Below are 15,156 nucleotides of genomic sequence, written 5' to 3'. Positions count from 1 at the left end.
ATCATAATCCGCTGTAATAGTTATACGTAAGAAGCGACAGTTGCGATATCAGCCTTTTTGTAGGCCTGGCCGTAGTGTATTTATGTTTTGTCAGGACACATATTATAAAATCACCTTTGGGTGTATAGACGATACCAACGTCGTGGCATATGCCGTTCTCCAGTCCGGTCTTGTGAGCGACCGTAGTGGCAGGCGGTAATTTTTTAGGTATCCTGTCGTTTACTTTCTGCTCCGCCAAAAGCGCCAGGCATTTATTCGAAATATCTTTGTCTATAAACTTGCCGCGATACAGTTTTTCCAAAAGATACGCCATGTCGGAAGCGGTTGTATAATTTTCTATACCCGCCCTGCGTGATTTAAAATCCATCATTCTGCGCGATAGGTTGGTATTTTTAAGACCGAGCTTCGCAAAATAACCGTTAAGCTCTTCAAGCCCCAAACGGTTTATCAGAATATTAGCGGCCGTATTATCGCTCTCGGTTATCATCAGATAGATAAGGTCCCGTATCCTGTGTTTCGACCCGGCCACCATATCTTTCAACTTCCCGGAGCCGTCGGTCTTATCGGCCCTTCTTAATATTATTATATCATCAAAACTTAGCCTGCCTTCTTTTTCCGCGCTGAAATACGCCATCATTACGGGTATCTTGACCAGGCTTGCCGACGGCATTACTTTGTATTCACAAGACTCTATCCGCCATCCGGTCTTAATATCCTGTATCACTATAGCCGCTGTGCCTTTATATCCCCGGGTTTGTCTGTTTATATTATGCTTCAACCGCTCCCACGCAACGGCACGTTTCGCAATTATCCGGGCGCGCTCCGCCGATATTTTCTGAAAACGGTCGTATGAAAATACGAGCGCGGTTATAGCTAAGGCAATGAATAAAAAGATGATGATTTTTTTCATCTATAAAAAGGCAGAAATGTGAGAGCGAGCCAGACCACTATAGTGGTTGATAAGCCCACCGTCAGTCCGATGCCGAACCATCGCAGGAAGGTGATCCGTATATTCTTCTCTTTTTCCAACATGCCGAGGGCTACTATGTTGGCTGTTGAGCCGACAAGTGTTATATTGCCGCCGAGGCACCCCCCGAAGAGAAGCGCCCACCAGAAAGATTGCGTAGCTATGTCTTTAAAACCCTGGATTACCGGAATAAAAGCCGCTACTAAAACCACATTGTCCAGAATACTGGAACCTATGGCCGATATCCATAATATCACGCCCGTAAGAAATGTCTGGCTATTCCCAACCATTCCCGCGAGCCGTTTTGCCAGTTCATCCGTAGCGCCGGTATATTGGAGCGTACCCGCCTGAGCGAAAAGAAGCATGAAGAAAAGTAGCGTCCACCATTCTACATCCCGCTCGACGTGTTTTCTGGCATTCTTACGTTTCCAGATAAAAACTCCGCCGCAGGAAATAAGAGGCGCGGCGATAAGTATGGTATTTGCCCCGAGCCCCCACAAAAGCTCGAGACGGTGATGAAGCGCTATTGCAAGGATCGTTGCGCCGAATATCGCTAAACCTATCTTAAGGTCTTTAGTGAAAACCATCGGCTTTTCCATGGAAGCGATCCTGGCCTCCGTAAAACGCCGGATGTTCTTATCGAATTGCGCGAAGGATTTCCTGTACCAGACAAGACAGATCGCGATCGTCACCATAAGGCACACCGCCGCCAATGGGGCGGCTTTTATTATAAAATCCTCGAATGTCAACCCGGATCTCGTGGCTATCAATATGCCGATTGGATTGCCCAAGACTGTCGCGGAAGAACCTATATTGGTAGCGAGAACGGATGTTATTAGATACGGCACCGGGTCTATTTCGAGCCGATCGCATATCTCCAGCACGGCTACGATCATAAATATTATCGATGTAACTTCATCGACCATTGCGGCCATCACAGCCGAAACGGCCGAAAGTATTATAATAAACTTGAAAGAATTAAGGCGCTTTATCCCGAGAAGAAGGTGGGAGATTATATTAAAAAAATTGGCCTCTTTCAGCATTCCCACAAGCACCATCATACAGACTAAAAACAAAATAACGTCGAGGGAGGCAAACCTTACGAGATGTTCGATATCTATGGTCCTGGTTGCCAGGAGAAGTGATGTGCCGATAAAAGCAAAACTGAGACGGAAATCCCAGAAGAAAAGCGTGCCCAGTATAGACGCGGAGAATATCGACACCGCCAGTGATTGTTGACAATTCAATCCGATCTTTACAGCCGCCAGGCCTAAAGATAACGCTATAGCTATGAGGATAAGGAATTTTTTTGTCATATTTTGTTATTATATACTCTTATATCAAATTATCCAATAACAATGTAGGGCACCTTTAAAGGTGCCCTACATCATAACTAACCTTTATTAGGAATGGTTTATATTCCTAACTGTGATTTCCCTGAATTATCGGTAACGAGCGACACGTCATTACCCAAAGCGTCTACCGCTACTACGCTCTTCGGGCATGTCTTGGCGCATTCTGTCTTAGTCGCGCCACATGTGCCACAGCATCCTTTACCAAAAGTCTGGATGCACTTACTCATTTCATTAAAACAAGTCTCCGCGCTGGCCGGCACGGCAAACGCCAAAAGAGCCACAACCGCTATCAAAACCATAAAATACCTCATACTGCCCCCTTTCTTATGCTATACAACATATATAAAGATACACTACGATTCTAAAAAATGCAAATCGAAGTGCTTTCGCGTGTTACTTCTTACTCTTCCGCCTGTTCTCCATGATATTCGCCACTCTGGCATTAAGTTTGCTGAACTGCTCCGGGGACAATATCTTTCTTAAGTCCAGCACACTTTGGAGCCGGTAATCGAGCACTTGAGCCTCGAGTTTTTTCAAGTCATTATTTATCTGCTTTATCTTGTTCGTGTCCAACTTTTCCTTGTAAAGCTCCTGGTACATGGCCGCTTTTTTTACCCTTACCTCGCCGAGCGCTTTTTTCATTTCCTCTCTATACTTATTCCTGCTGGCGTCCAGCGCTTTCTTTTGCGCTTCCGTTAAATTAAGATCTTTATAAATATCCGGTTTTTTGCTTTCTACGCCGACCGCCGCCATACTTTCCTGTACGGTAGTCTTATCAACGGTTGACTCCGCGCATATAACGCCCGCCGATAAGACCAATGCGGTAAAAACAAAAAACCCTGCAACCTTGAACTTACCGATATTCATACACCCCTCCTATGTTATTCTATCGCGCAAGTATATCACACTTTGACCAAAATACAATATCTTGCAACCGATGCACAAAACCTAATCAATCTGTCTATTTCATTCACATTAGTGACAGCCGTGCTGCGCGCAGGCATTCTGCACAGTTATTTCCTCAAGCCCACCCTTAGTAAACTGACTGATGATATCTGTAACTGTTCCCGGGATAGCCCGATAAGCCTTGATCCCGCCCTCATTAAGCTTTTGCACTGCCCGGCCTCCCATTCCACCGGTAACCACAGCGTCAACCTTCTTGCCTATTAATTCGTTCATTGGCTGACATGCCCCGTGCGAGTGATGCTGGTTGGTATTACTAATGACTTCTATGGAATCTTTCTCTGTGTCAATAATGGTAAAATATGGTGCACTACCGAAATGCCCATGAACCTTGGCATTTAACCCTTCCTTATTTTCTGTTGGTATACATATTCTCATTTCTATGCTCCTTTCGTAGCAAATGATTAAAATATCTCCGTTTAAAATAAAGTGAGACGTTAACCAGGCTTATGAGCACGGGCACTTCTACCAAAGGACCTATTACAGCGGCAAACGCGGCACCTGAATTAATGCCAAAAACAGCAACCGCTACCGCAATGGCAAGCTCAAAATTGTTGCTGGCCGCTGTAAATGAAAGTGTAGCCGTTTTTGAGTAATCTGCCCCTGCTCGCCTGCCCATATAGAAAGACACCAGAAACATGACTATGAAATAGATAACAAGCGGTATCGCTATGCGTACCACATCAAGCGGAATCTTGACGATGTACTCTCCTTTAAGTGAAAACATAACCACGATGGTAAAAAGAAGCGCAATCAGGGTTATTGGACTTATGCGTGGAATAAACTTCCTCTCATACCATTCCTTACCCTTAAGCTTAATCAGGCCAAAACGGCTGATGATCCCGGCAAGAAACGGTATCCCTAAATAAATAAACACACTCCAGGCAATCTGCCCAATGGTAATTCGTACTACCGCTCCTTTAAGCCCAAGCCATGCTGGTAAGACCGTAATAAAAACCCACGCATACACGGAATAAAATAACACTTGAAAAACGGAATTAAATGCCACCAGGCCTGCGCAGTATTCGGTATCACCCTTTGCCAGCTCGTTCCACACAATAACCATAGCAATGCATCGCGCAAGCCCAATCATGATCAGCCCTGCCATATATTCAGGATATCCACGCAAAAATACAACCGCGAGAATAAACATAAGAATCGGGCCAATTACCCAGTTCTGGATAAGCGAAAGCCCAAGCACTCTTGTGTTACGGAAAACATCTTCCATCTCTTCATATTTAACCTTTGCTAAAGGCGGATACATCATAAGAATCAGACCTATCGCGATCGGAATATTAGTCGTCCCTATCTGAAATTTATTCCAAAACCCCACGATCTGCGGATAGAAATATCCTGATAATACACCAACACCCATTGCTAAAAATATCCATAGAGTCAGAAATCTATCCAGGAAAGATAACTTTTTAACTATGCCTTCGCTCACATTATTCTCCTTCACCTTAAAATAATCTGAAAATATATATCCCCGTATAGTATAGGCCAACAAGAATGAATATGATTCCGGTGATCTTCCTAGTATAGTATTCGAGCCTCGTGATCTTATTAAACCAATGGCTCAAGGATGTCACGCCCAAGGCTATGGCAACAGCGAATACAAGAACCGGTAAGCCTGTGCCAATTCCGTAAATAAAAGGCAATACGATACCGCTTTTACTGTTAATAGCTAAAGGAATAAGGCTCCCGAAGTATAGCGCGGCAGAAATAGGACAAAACGCCAGCGCAAAAATAAAACCAAGCAAAAAGGCACCCGGTGCGCCAGACTCAGCAAGTTTATTATGATGTTTTTGCGATAACGACAACCCAGGCAAGCGAAGTGGTATTACTTCAAGCAGGATGAGGCCGGTGAGAATCAGAATGGGCCCCAAAGCCTTGCCCATGTATTTCTGTAAGAATTGAGCAACCTGCGGGACACTCAAAAGAGAGTGAATAATAATCCATCCTAATACCGCATACGAAGCCATACGTCCTAGCGTATACGCCAACCCCGAGATGAACACAAGCGCCGGATGAGCTATTTTTTTGGATAGAAAAGAAATAGCGGCCACATTACTGGCTAAAGGACACGGGCTGATGGAAGTCAGAATCCCCAGCCATAATGCCGATGCAAACCCTATTAATATCTCTGTCATTCGGCTTCCTTTAATAAGTCAGCGACGGCGCTCTTCACGTAATCTAGAAATCTATTTTTATTGCCGACATACTCCCAGATCTTATCCATATTCTTCCATTTAATTTCCTTACCGTCTTTAACCAGCGACAGGATAAGTGATTTTGTATAAAGCTTATAATCGCCAGTATAGTGTTCGTTGTCCTTATCCTCTACGTTGACGACTTTATACTCTAGTTTTCCAGAAGCTACCGCATCTTTAAAATTAGTCTCTATCGCTTCCTTAGAATACTGCTCCAATTTATGGCAGGTGGGACAGCGCATGTCTCCATGAAAATAATATGCAATAAGTTGCGTGCCTTTGGCATTACCTCCTGCTTCGGCTATCGAAGAAAAAATTATGCCGCTACTACTTAGCGCGGCAACCGCCAGAAGAACTAGAAATAATTTTTTCACCTTTTCCTCATTGTGCTTATTTTGAGATAATCTTTTTAATATCGTCCTTGCTTAATACCTTACCCACAGATACAACAGTACCGTCAATCGCTAACGCCGGAGTCATCATGACCCCATATTCTGTAATTTTGACGATATCGGTGACCTTGCCTATTTCGGCCTGAATATTTAACTCCTTCACCGCTGCTTCAGCATTAGCGGTAAACTGTTTGCATTTCGGACAGCCGACTCCTAAGATCTCGATCTTCATTGCGCGCCTCCATTTATACTTTTACAGCAGAAACTTTTACGCTAACTATCGCGTCTTGAGCACCCTTAAGATTATCGAACATAGCATCAACCGGATAACTCGATTCACTGATCACCTTGATATCCTGAAATCCTGCTAATGAAATAAAATTTAAATATTCGTCTTTCTTAATAGCTCCTGCAAGGCAGCCTACGTACGCCTCAACTGACTCCTTAAGCTCTTTCGGCAGATCTTTGGCAAGCACCAGATCTGAAACCATAAGCCTGCCGCCGGATCTCAAGACCCTGTAAGCGTCTTTAAATACTTCCTCTTTATCAGGCGAGAGGTTAATAACACAGTTTGATATGATCACGTCGACCGAACCATTATCTACCGGTAACTTTTCGATCTCACCAAGCCTGAATTCTACATTCGCATAATTGCCCTTCCTGGCATTTGCCCGGGCTTTTTCGAGCATCTCCGGAGTCATATCTACGCCGATGACTCTGCCTGTCTTGCCGACTCGCCCGGCCGATAGAAATGCGTCAAATCCTGCACCGCTACCCAGATCAAGCACAACATCTCCTTCTTTTAAAGATGCGAGCGCAACAGGATTACCGCATCCAAAGCCCAAATTCGCGCCTTCGGGGACAGCGTTCATTTCAGAATCGCTGTAACCAATCTTCTTACTGATCTCTTTTACCTGATCTGTTCCGCAACAGCAAGGACTGGAGCAGCAGGATACGCTTTTCGCCAATGCGTTCGCGTAACCATCCTTGACGATCTTTTTTATTTCTTCCGATTTTCTCTTCATATTTTCTTTATACCCTCTCCCGTTTCATTTTTGAGCCATTATCCCGAAAATGTACCCAACTATAGTTGAGAATCCAATTACGAGTAAACAGAATACGAGCGTTTTGCGCCACTTTAATATTTTGTTAATGACTAAAATGCTCGGGAGCGACAATGCTGGGCCCGCCAATAGAAGCGCAAGTGCAGGTCCTTTGCCCATTCCTAAGCGCATCAGCATTTCAGTGATCGGTATCTCAGTTAACGTTGCGAAATACCAGAGCGAGCCTATGACAGATGCGACAAGGTTAGATAAAAGTCCATTGCCTCCCACAAAAGCCGCTACCGCTTTCTCCGGAAGTATTCCACCGATAAAGCCTGTTACAAAGACACCTCCGAATAATAGCGGGATTATCATCATCCCAAAATCCCAAGTCGCAGTCATCCACTCCTTTATCTCCGCACGAGTAAACCATTTCTTGAGCATAATGAGGATGGCCAGTAACATGGCGCCTGCCAGATACCACTTCATAGCGTGTACCCGCATTACAAAATTATCTTCCGGAGTTATTTTTGCAATATCTTTACGGTCAAGGCGTACAGCGTCTATGACCCTAACCCCATCAGGATTATATTCTTTTACCTCGATAAAATCTTGTGTAGAGTATTGAACGCTGGCTTTCATCACCGCTTCATTTTTCATTGTAATGGTAACATCGTTGGTATTATACCAGTCGCTGAAGACAAGGAACATTATCATACAGAAGAAATAAAGTCCCGTCTTCCATAAGGATCTGGTTGGAGGCGATGCGGGTGGCATAGCCATAGCCGCTTTGTTACGAACGTGTTCCGACTTTCTGAATATGAACGCCATGGAAAGACCTATGATAAAGGCAAAGCCTATCGCGCCTATCACCCTGGCTAATCCTATATCAAACCCTAGAACGCGCGCAGAAAGAAATACAGCCATAACATTTATAGCAGGACCGGAATATAGGAAGGCGCTCGCGGGCCCAAGCCCGGCCCCCATGGTATAGATACCTGCGAACATCGGAAGCACGCTGCATGAGCATACCGCAAGTATAACCCCCGAGATAGACGCTACCGTATAAGCTAGCGGACGATTCGCATCTGGGCCAAGATACCGCATTACGGAGGCTTGAGACAAAAATGTCGCTATAGCTCCGGCAATGAACATGGCAGGCACAACGCAAGCTAATGTATGATTAATGACATACCATTGAAGAAGCTTAAACGCCTCAAAAATGGCATTCGACACCTTGGGATTACCCAGTGGCAGAAAATACATCACTATGAATATGCCTACGAGCCAGTATAATTTCTTTAAATCTTTCATCGCGTATCTCTCCTTATCACTTTACAACAGCCCCCTTCAATCCTTATGGCTTTAATATTTACTAATCCATCGGCTATCTTGTTACGTGCCGAGGATACAATCCTTGAGAATGTAGGTCTGGATATCTTAAGTCTTTTTGCCGCGTCAACTTGCTTCAAGCCCTCAAGATCCGCGAGCCTTACCGCTTCAAATTCGTCAAGGGTCAGACACACGCATTTAACCTTATTTAAAGGTTTGCATATAGGCTTAAAACACCTTTCGCCCGGGACACATTTTATCCATCTGGTTTTTTTTGGTCTCATTTTACCGCCTCGTTATGAACATATGTTCATTACTAATTATACACTATTACTCTGTAATTATGCAATATTTTTTATTAAGTCCCGCGTGGGGGTAGAATGAGTATCTGCGACAAGGATATCAGTTGGAAAGGCCGTATTTTTTCTCGAGAGCCCTTACGCGTTCTTTCAACTCCGCCTATTCCGGGCCTATTCCGGGCCTATTCCGGGGACACACAACTTAATTATTACTCTTTTCATTTTCCCTGGGCCCCGGTTTCTGTTTTCGCAACGTCCTGCCCGTAATTTTCTCAAGATGTTTAATGAATACTTCGTCTCCTAAGGGCCTGCCGGTATTACTATTCGATACTAACCGTTTTATAAGCCCCTTGTCCTCTTTGCTATCCGATAAATATGCTTTCCAATCCTTAATATCATCCGTAATAAAACATGATTCGATAAGAGTGTTGGGTTTCTTTAAAGCATGCGCCTGCGCGCTTGACCAAGGATATAACCAGGCATGTTTGACTATTTTAGCGCGAACGGGATTATTCTCCACATACCGAATGGCGGCATATAAGTGTTGCTCGGACAAAGGGCATGATTTAAATCTACCTTCCCATAAATACCCTCTCCACTTTTCTCGAAAATTTATCATGCGGGTATAGCGTTGATGTACTTCAGAAAATCCGTCGGCAAGAGCGTCTTCGTGCTGGGGAACAACAATCACGTGAATATGATTGTCCATAAGGCAATAAGCCCATATTTTCAGTCCACATTGTTTCGCGTGAGCGTGCAAAAGATTCAGATAAAAAGTACGATCGTTATCGGAAAAGAATACGTCCTGGCGCCTGTTGCCTCTTTGAGTGACATGATGCGGAATACCGGGAACAACAATACGAGCTATGCGAGCCATACAAAAATCATAACAGAAATAATAAAGATGTCAATAATTAAGTTGTGTGTCCCTGGAATTACTGGGACAGCGTGATAAGCTTATCTTTATGGATAAGATAAACGTTGTCTTTCTTAGCCAGCTCGACCATATCCTTCGTAAAACCGCTTTTACTAAAAAGAATATAGTGCTCCTTGCGCGATCCCTTCTTCCAATTAACATACGTTGCTTTTTCTTTTAGTTCGGTATAGATGTTGGTACCGACCTGTTTCTCTGACCACTTAACTTCGCCAAACAGGATGTCCTTTGTTTGAGAATTGAGAGCGACAAGATCAATCTCCTTCTCGTTTTCCCACCATTTCCCAACACGCTCAAATGTAAATAGCTCGTTTCTGAAATCATTTATCATCTGACGGCAGACCGCCTCATACGTCCAGGCTTCGAGCAATTTAAAGCTCTCTCGCATTTTTCTTAAAACCTCATCATATCTTTGTATCTCCAGATCACTCTTATAGGGGAATACATACTGAAACCAAAACCTAAAGAAATTATCGGTTATTGCATATAGCCCTTTTCTAGATTTATGCGGCGTCTCTTCAGTAACGGGCACTTCCTTTTCTGTTATCTGAAGCCGCTCAAGCGTCATAAGGTACTTGGTAAGTATATTTTTCTCAAGACCTGTTTCGTTCACGATCTCGCCGAATTTCCTCTTCCCCCACGAAATAGCCCGTAAGATCGACAGATAATTCTTCGGCTCTCTAAACTCTTCTTTCAGAATGAACTCAACCTCATTATGCAGGAATTCCGTATTTAGAAACACTTTCTCCTTGATATTATTATCAATGGAAAGCGCCGGATCCCACTGCAAAATATAAGCAGGGATGCCACCGGTGATAGTATAAACACCTAAAGACTCATCAAAATCCTTCTTGGGAAAAAACTTCCTCGCCTCTTTGAATAGAAGCGGCTTAATCAGGAACTGCCCCGTACGTCTGCCATATAAAGGAGCCTTGTATGCTAGGGCTTCGGACTCCATCATGCTGATACTTGAACCGGACAAGATAAGGAATATGCCGGCATCTTTCAAGCTCTCATCCCAGCCTTTCTGAAATACCGAACTTATAGATTTATCGGCTTCAACAAGGTAAGGGTACTCGTCTATCGCGAATATGAATTTCCCTTTTTTGTGTTTCTTTATATAACTAAAGACCTCAAGCCAATTTTGAAATCCATGGCTTTTCAACATATCGTCTTTAAACATATCGCCGATGATCTGGCCAAGCTCTCGAAGCTGTTCCAATGATGTTCGTTTATCGGCGAGAAAATATACAGACTCTTTATCTTTAATAAACTGCTTTATAAGCTCGGTCTTGCCAACTCTGCGCTTCCCATAGATTATGATAAGCTGTGATGAGCCTTTTGCCCATTTATCTTTTAATGCTTTAAGTTCGATTTCCCGATTGATAAACTTCATGTTTTCCACCTCTTTCAATTAGTATACTCTAAAGTAGTATACTCTAAAGTATGCTAATCGTCAAGGGGGGCGTTCCTTTTACTTGAATATCTATCCAGCTCCCCAATATTATTCATATTATTCTGTAAGTAGGCTTTGCCATAATGAACATATCTCTGAGCAACACTAATATCTTTTGTGGCCGTGATCGCAGAGCATCTCGGTCTAAGTAAGGCGAAAAATTCTGGCTGGGAAAACGTAGGAATATTAGGTGCGGTGTGAGATGTCCCCCATTATGCATTGTATTCATTGAGTAACATGATGAGGGATGCCGGGAACAACAATACGAGCTATGCAAGCCATACAAAAATCATAACAGCAATAATAAAGAGATTAATAATTAAGTTGCGTGTCCCCGGAATTGAATTAGAAGTTTGGAATTGAAGTTTGAATTGAAGTTTGAATATTGATTCGCAAACAAATTACTTAACCCTAATGTCACTTTGTCATTTTCTCGACTTTATTCCAAAACGTTTCTTCTTTTTTATCCATTTTTTCTTTTGTTGGCATAGATTTCAAAAATTCATCAGCTACTATTTTTTTGTTATTTGCGTCCGCAATTTTTTCTATGATGCTTAATAAGTGATCAAAGTTTGACTCATGATCATTATATGCTGGTTTGCACTCTGCCAATTTGGATAATCCTATTTTTTTTGTTTCGATCTCCGCATTTTTTTCAATTAATTTATAAACGATTAACGTAACAAACTTATCTCTGTGTGTAAGGCTCAAATCATTCCATAAAAATATAACTGTATCAAACGCGAAAGTATTTTTTTGAGTCAGGATTTCTATTTTTTCCAAACTATTTATCAAGTCGTTAACAATAGTTTTGCATGTTTCCAAATTAAGAACTTTTGAATTTTTTCCTTCTTTTAAAGCACGATACCCGATTTCCTCTCGTTGCATATCACCAGATATCAATTCGCCCCTAAGTTGAACTATATATTTTTCTAGTATTTCCTGCGAATCTCCACAATTTAAAGCAGATAAAGCGGTATAAAATTCGGCTTTTTCATTAGCATTAATCAAGGGGAGTTTTTCAATTATAGCTTGAGCAATCAAAGATGGTTTTTCAACCTTATAATTGGCACTTTTGATTTTATTCATAGCAGTCATATAATGCGAAGACACTATCATGTTTACAAACAATGCATCTTTCAATTCTGGGCCATAATTCGTCCACAATGAATCAAAAATTGCTGGATATTGCGATGCGCGTATGAAGAAAATTGATTTATACTTTTCTTCTATGAACTTTTTTACGCCTAGATTAGTCAATTTGGAAACTATTTCTGAAATTAAATTTGGCTTGGTATTTGTAAGAAACGGGGTTACAACACTATTAATAGTTGACTTCATATCTGCCCCGACTTTTTCTTCGATAAGAATCAAAGGAATTATGTACTCTGTTCTTATTTGTTCTGAGCCAGCAGCGTTATATCCGCTCAATAAATCTTTTGATAAAATAGTTATTTCTTTATTGTTATTAATTACGTCGAGATTAAAATTGGCTAAAACAGTAGAAAGTGATGCTAAAAACTGGCGTTTTGACTCGGTTAAAGGTTGAGGATTGACTAGTTTTAATAAATTGTCTAGTTTAGTAATCAGTGCGAGTTTAATGTTGTTATTCATCAGACTATCACAGCTTTTCAAAATTTTTATTCTTCGCTCTAGTTTAATTTTCTCGCCCTCTTTCGTTTCTTGTACCTCAGCATCAGAGATCTGATCGACTATTTTGCCAAGAGCATCTTTCGATATAAAAAATTTGATTAAATTATTATCTTGGCATAGCTGCTCAATGATTTCTAGATCATGTGTATAACTAACAGCTATTGTTTTTTGGATATCATTTTTTTCCTCCTCAAACCACGACATATGTAATGAGATTTGGTGAATTAGACTCTCTTGATATTTCTTTAGATCAATGGTTCCAAACAGCTCATCCGATCCCGGTAATTTTGATTCCGATAATAATTTTGAACAGCGATTTATTATTGGTTTTCTCAATGTCGGTGAACATTGGTCGAGAACCATAAAAATATCCTCTGGATCAAAACGATAGAAATAGTCGGCAAGTTTGCTAGAAATTATATCAATTGCTTTATTATGGAGATTTTGGCTAAAATTAATACCAATTTTCCGGGATCCGCTAATTGAGACATTCAAAATATGGAAAAGCCTCGTTAATCGATCGGAGCTATTATCAAGAAGGTCCAGAACTATTTTCTCATAGGCAGTTATCAGTTCTTTGTTCACTTTTATCATCTTAAATTTTTCTTCGATGAAACTTTGTTTGCCGTCTAATAGGGCTATTCTAATATCTTCGCTTTCGGGTATTTTGAGTTCTTCCGACGATTGCTTTAAATATAAAAATGCTCTTGGATATTTTGTAGTATACAATTGCGTACTTCTAAGAAAATCATCCAGCTTTCGGTCTTTGTTAAGTATATTTTTAATTTTTTCAATTAGTTGAATTTTGTGGTCCCTATAAGAAAAATTAATTTCGTCGAGAATGCTAGGATCATCTTTAACGATTTCAAAAAAATCGGGCCAGTTATGTCTTAATATTAAAAATTTAGTTAAAAATGGAATGTTTTTTGTTATAACACCTTCGGGCAATAAGCTTTTCGATATTTCAGATTCTCTTTCTTTTGCTAAGAGGAGATAAGAAATCAGCATATTTATAAACTGTTTTATTCTTCTAGGATTTTCTCTAAATGCTGTTGTAATAATTGTACCAACTTCTGAAGCATTGAATTCGGGTATCTTAGTTATTCCTAATAATTTCTCTGTATAATTATCCAAATCACTTCTGATAAAACTGGGAATATTAATAACGGTGTTAAAGAATTTCCTTAGATACTCATCCGGGTCGATTTCTTCATACACCTTCTTAAGATGATCCTTGATTGCTTTTTCGTCACACTGAACTACATAAACACATTTATCTTTCTCTAAAAAAGTTTTTACTGTAGACAATAACTCTGTGGCTTTTCTATGTTCGCATCTATCAAGATTATCAATCACGATGATTAACCTGTCTACATTTTCCATTTCTTTAAGAACTCTATCAAATTCACTTTCAAATTCATCCGGCTCGCTCAAACGATCTTGCTCGATTGTGGTCGTTTCAACAGAGATGGATTGGGCAATGGTCTTGATGCTCTCGTAAAGCATTTTTAGAAAAACAAGAAGATAAATGACAGTAAAAATAAAAACGGCAGAGTTTGTCATTGCCATTTGTCTGTAACAATACACATTTATTATGAAAATCAATACTAGCGGTATGATATAAATGCTGACATGTATCAACCACGTTAGCCATTTAATTTTTATTTCCGGTGTACCAATATTAAAAAACAATGCCTTATTTAATTTGAATTTATTACCTAACTTTTTTTGTTTTTTTAGACTGTCTACCAACGTAATTAAAAATTGCCTTCTTAAACAATCTCGCTCGTATTTCCAAACATCGAAATAAACTACTGCGATTTTTTCAATTTTTAGTAACATATCTCTAAAAAAGTTCGAAATTGTAGTTTTGCCTGTTCCCCAACTTCCGAACAGGCCAATAGTAAATGGCATAGGACATTCCATTGTTATCTGTTTTATTATTTTTGCAATCTCAGCATGCTTAAACTTATCCTCTGTCAATTTATTTACAGCGGAATCTGATAAGTAACTCGTGCTAGAAGATTTTTCTTCAACCATTTTTTCCTCCCCATGCAAGTTTTTCCATACTCTGCTTGGTTCCGTTTACTGTGCCATTTTTGTGCCATGCCTTCCAAGAATAAAAAAAGCAACCGCTTGGGTTGCTATATGATTATCTATATCGGCCTGCTATGCATTATCAAAACTCCAAAGGTAGCTCCTCGGTCTAAGCGCGGCGAAAAATTCTGGCCATTTTATGAATTTGCATTTAGGTTAAAATGGGCATATTTTTTCGCCAGACCTTCGGAGCAAAATTAAAAAGCCGATATTTAAACAGAAGCTTTTTAATTTTGGCGGGGACGACGGGGATCGAACCCGCGACCTTCAGATCGACAATCTGACGTTCTAACCAGCTGAACTACGTCCCCTTTAGAAATTTTGCGACCTTATTATATAACCCCCGGCTTCATATGGCAAGGTTTTTTTACGCATTTCTTTCGTGCCTTGACGCACAAGTGGTTATATGTTATATTAGAGTAAAATATTTGTATAATGAAATTTGCTAAGCGAGG

Annotated in this window: 15 protein-coding genes and 1 tRNA gene; all 16 read right to left on the bottom strand. The window is 40.8% G+C overall.

Features of this window, described 5'->3' with window-relative positions:
* Window position 1 precedes the first annotated feature (1 nt).
* Entirely contained in the window at window positions 2-910 is a 909-nt protein-coding gene (locus tag PHS46_06165) for a class A beta-lactamase-related serine hydrolase (GenBank protein ID MDD3906093.1), read from the bottom strand.
* Window positions 907-2,283 carry an SLC13 family permease gene (locus PHS46_06160; protein MDD3906092.1) on the bottom strand — a complete coding sequence of 459 codons (1,377 nt, stop codon included), beginning with the start codon at window positions 2,281-2,283 and terminating at the stop codon, window positions 907-909. Before PHS46_06160 ends, PHS46_06165 begins: the two co-directional genes overlap by 4 nt.
* 98 nt (window positions 2,284-2,381) lie before the next feature.
* On the bottom strand, window positions 2,382-2,633 hold the full coding sequence (locus tag PHS46_06155; GenBank protein MDD3906091.1) for a hypothetical protein: 252 nt from the start codon (window positions 2,631-2,633) through the stop codon (window positions 2,382-2,384).
* 82 nt (window positions 2,634-2,715) lie between these two features.
* Window positions 2,716-3,189 carry a Spy/CpxP family protein refolding chaperone gene (locus PHS46_06150; GenBank protein ID MDD3906090.1) on the bottom strand — a complete coding sequence of 158 codons (474 nt, stop codon included), beginning with the start codon at window positions 3,187-3,189 and terminating at the stop codon, window positions 2,716-2,718.
* Between the two features lie 108 nt (window positions 3,190-3,297).
* Window positions 3,298-3,663, bottom strand: a complete 366-nt coding sequence (locus PHS46_06145) for a NifB/NifX family molybdenum-iron cluster-binding protein (protein ID MDD3906089.1) — start codon at window positions 3,661-3,663, stop codon at window positions 3,298-3,300.
* Complete coding sequence (gene arsB, locus PHS46_06140) at window positions 3,635-4,729, bottom strand: ACR3 family arsenite efflux transporter (GenBank protein MDD3906088.1); 1,095 nt, start codon at window positions 4,727-4,729, stop codon at window positions 3,635-3,637. Before arsB ends, PHS46_06145 begins: the two co-directional genes overlap by 29 nt.
* Before the next feature lie 16 nt (window positions 4,730-4,745).
* Window positions 4,746-5,435: an aromatic aminobenezylarsenical efflux permease ArsG family transporter gene (locus PHS46_06135; GenBank protein MDD3906087.1), complete on the bottom strand. Its 690-nt coding sequence runs from the start codon at window positions 5,433-5,435 to the stop codon at window positions 4,746-4,748.
* Complete coding sequence (locus PHS46_06130) at window positions 5,432-5,869, bottom strand: nitrophenyl compound nitroreductase subunit ArsF family protein (GenBank protein MDD3906086.1); 438 nt, start codon at window positions 5,867-5,869, stop codon at window positions 5,432-5,434. The genes PHS46_06135 and PHS46_06130 overlap by 4 nt, the downstream gene beginning before the upstream one ends.
* Before the next feature lie 16 nt (window positions 5,870-5,885).
* Window positions 5,886-6,119 (bottom strand): thioredoxin family protein, encoded by a 234-nt coding sequence (locus PHS46_06125; GenBank protein ID MDD3906085.1) that lies wholly within the window; start codon window positions 6,117-6,119, stop codon window positions 5,886-5,888.
* A gap of 13 nt (window positions 6,120-6,132) precedes the next feature.
* A complete protein-coding gene (arsM, locus tag PHS46_06120) occupies window positions 6,133-6,912 on the bottom strand; it encodes an arsenite methyltransferase (protein MDD3906084.1) in 780 nt (259 codons plus the stop codon).
* Window positions 6,913-6,936: 24 nt separating this feature from the next.
* Window positions 6,937-8,244, bottom strand: coding sequence for a permease (locus PHS46_06115; protein ID MDD3906083.1), 1,308 nt, complete (start codon window positions 8,242-8,244; stop codon window positions 6,937-6,939).
* Window positions 8,241-8,546 (bottom strand): DUF134 domain-containing protein, encoded by a 306-nt coding sequence (locus PHS46_06110; GenBank protein ID MDD3906082.1) that lies wholly within the window; start codon window positions 8,544-8,546, stop codon window positions 8,241-8,243. Before PHS46_06110 ends, PHS46_06115 begins: the two co-directional genes overlap by 4 nt.
* Before the next feature lie 217 nt (window positions 8,547-8,763).
* Window positions 8,764-9,438, bottom strand: coding sequence for a transposase (locus tag PHS46_06105; protein ID MDD3906081.1), 675 nt, complete (start codon window positions 9,436-9,438; stop codon window positions 8,764-8,766).
* A 58-nt stretch (window positions 9,439-9,496) separates the two neighbouring features.
* A complete protein-coding gene (locus PHS46_06100) occupies window positions 9,497-10,891 on the bottom strand; it encodes an ATP-binding protein (GenBank protein ID MDD3906080.1) in 1,395 nt (464 codons plus the stop codon).
* 477 nt (window positions 10,892-11,368) lie between these two features.
* A complete protein-coding gene (locus tag PHS46_06095; GenBank protein ID MDD3906079.1) occupies window positions 11,369-14,644 on the bottom strand; it encodes a P-loop NTPase fold protein in 3,276 nt (1,091 codons plus the stop codon).
* Between the two features lie 291 nt (window positions 14,645-14,935).
* Window positions 14,936-15,012: transfer RNA gene (locus tag PHS46_06090), tRNA-Asp, on the bottom strand.
* Window positions 15,013-15,156 lie beyond the last annotated feature (144 nt).

It is taken from the genome of Candidatus Omnitrophota bacterium (genome assembly GCA_028699255.1).
In the GTDB taxonomy this organism is placed as follows: domain Bacteria; phylum Omnitrophota; class Gorgyraeia; order 2-01-FULL-45-10; family 2-01-FULL-45-10; genus FEN-1322.
The sequence above is the reverse complement of the archived record's forward strand: the minus strand, read 5'-3'. Positions and strand labels throughout refer to the sequence as shown.

Bases quoted from the DNA above. Each gene is read 5' to 3' on its own strand.
- PHS46_06115 (MDD3906083.1), bottom strand. From the start codon at position 8,244: ATGAAAGATTTAAAGAAATTATACTGGCTCGTAGGCATATTCATAGTG.
- PHS46_06100 (MDD3906080.1), bottom strand. From the start codon at position 10,891: ATGAAGTTTATCAATCGGGAAATCGAACTTAAAGCATTAAAAGATAAA.
- PHS46_06105 (MDD3906081.1), bottom strand. From the start codon at position 9,438: ATGGCTCGCATAGCTCGTATTGTTGTTCCCGGTATTCCGCATCATGTC.
- PHS46_06095 (MDD3906079.1), bottom strand. From the start codon at position 14,644: ATGGTTGAAGAAAAATCTTCTAGCACGAGTTACTTATCAGATTCCGCT.
- PHS46_06125 (MDD3906085.1), bottom strand. From the start codon at position 6,119: ATGAAGATCGAGATCTTAGGAGTCGGCTGTCCGAAATGCAAACAGTTT.
- PHS46_06110 (MDD3906082.1), bottom strand. From the start codon at position 8,546: ATGAGACCAAAAAAAACCAGATGGATAAAATGTGTCCCGGGCGAAAGG.
- PHS46_06145 (MDD3906089.1), bottom strand. From the start codon at position 3,663: ATGAGAATATGTATACCAACAGAAAATAAGGAAGGGTTAAATGCCAAG.
- PHS46_06150 (MDD3906090.1), bottom strand. From the start codon at position 3,189: ATGAATATCGGTAAGTTCAAGGTTGCAGGGTTTTTTGTTTTTACCGCA.
- PHS46_06155 (MDD3906091.1), bottom strand. From the start codon at position 2,633: ATGAGGTATTTTATGGTTTTGATAGCGGTTGTGGCTCTTTTGGCGTTT.
- PHS46_06135 (MDD3906087.1), bottom strand. From the start codon at position 5,435: ATGACAGAGATATTAATAGGGTTTGCATCGGCATTATGGCTGGGGATT.
- PHS46_06160 (MDD3906092.1), bottom strand. From the start codon at position 2,283: ATGACAAAAAAATTCCTTATCCTCATAGCTATAGCGTTATCTTTAGGC.
- arsM (MDD3906084.1), bottom strand. From the start codon at position 6,912: ATGAAGAGAAAATCGGAAGAAATAAAAAAGATCGTCAAGGATGGTTAC.
- PHS46_06165 (MDD3906093.1), bottom strand. From the start codon at position 910: ATGAAAAAAATCATCATCTTTTTATTCATTGCCTTAGCTATAACCGCG.